At 47.2% G+C, this 1,302-nt stretch carries 2 pseudogenes; one reads left to right on the top strand and one right to left on the bottom strand.

Annotated elements, in window-relative coordinates:
- Positions 1 to 138: 138 nt before the first annotated feature.
- Positions 139 to 288, bottom strand: a pseudogene (locus tag QZ506_RS21245) (TfoX/Sxy family protein); the annotation flags it as partial.
- 287 nt (positions 289 to 575) lie between these two features.
- Between QZ506_RS21245 and QZ506_RS21240 the strand changes: the two are divergent.
- A pseudogene (locus QZ506_RS21240) lies at positions 576 to 1,302 on the top strand (transposase); the annotation flags it as partial.

Here is a 1,302-nt window from a genome sequence, read left to right as displayed (position 1 = left end):
GCGCTGCTTGAGGGCCTTGTTATAAGAGGGCCAGTTGGTGATTTTAAAATTTTGTTTTGCCATGGAGACCTGATTTTGAAACAACTGTGGTGATCTGCTCCGATGATTACCCAAAAGTTCTATTTATTCAACAAAGCCCTTGTTCGCACGTAGATAAAGCTCTCCGTTGGAGATAAGGGCAAAGATCGTTTTATTTGCCGCGATGCTATAACCGCCAAATTGAGAACGGGTGGTAATTTCTCCCAATGAGGAGAAAGAAATTTTTGACTGCAAAATCCTTTTTTGCATAACTGATTCATACAACACCCTTTAGTATTGAAAATCAATCCTCTGTCTGTATATGTGTTCTTAACTTGTTAAAGTAATTAATCACAAGGTTGGTAAGGCTTCAAACACAAAATGTGATCTCCGCCCACTGCCATGCCAATTATGCGAAGCGCTTCTCAAAAAGCAGGTTGATTTTCATCCATAGCCGATATATTGTATACACATGGTTCTTCACTTATTGTAGTGTTATTGTGGTGGTTGAAGGCATGATCATGATAATGGGGTATTGAATTACAGAGGTCACCACCATGGACGGAAAGTCTCTCTATGCTCATATCTTCAGCCTGTCTGTTCCGTGGCGGGTAGGGTCTCTTTCTCTCGATGAGAACGCCGGTTCTGTTGCCGTTACAGTCAGTTATCGCTGAAAACACTCAGTTAACCTGTCCAACCTGCGGGAAATACTGTCCTATTCACGATCACCGACATCGTAAATGGCGCCATCTCGGTACCTCGGTACCTGCCAGTTCGCGACAATAGTCGAAGCTGATGTACCCCGCATTGTGTGCTCGGAGCATGGCTGCCAGACGCAGCCTGTTTCATGGGCTAGCACCGGTAGCCGGTATACGGTGTTGTTCGAGTCATTCGTTATCTCATGTCTGAAAATCAGCACCGTGGATGCCGTCAGGAAACAGCTGAGGCTGAGCTGGAATGCTGTCGATAACATTATGCAACGGTCGGTTAAGCGTGGACTGGCCCGTCGAAAAACACCACAGGCCGCGCGTCATCTCTGTGTTGACGAGGTCGCTTTCAAAAAGGGGCATCAGTACGTCACCGTTATCGCATCAGTACGTCGCCGTTATCTCTGATACTCAGGGACAGAGGGACAGGCACTGGAACTCAAAGATGATCGCGGTGTTGAAAGTCTTGCTGGCTATCTCCGGAGTCTGGGTGACCGCCAGGTCGAATCCATTAACACCTTGTCGATGGACATGAATCCAGCCTGTATAAGCGCAGCGCGGCTCCATCTGCCTAACG

The organism is Candidatus Symbiopectobacterium sp. (assembly GCF_020054415.1).
GTDB lineage: Bacteria > Pseudomonadota > Gammaproteobacteria > Enterobacterales > Enterobacteriaceae > Symbiopectobacterium.
The sequence above is the reverse complement of the archived record's forward strand: the minus strand, read 5'-3'. Positions and strand labels throughout refer to the sequence as shown.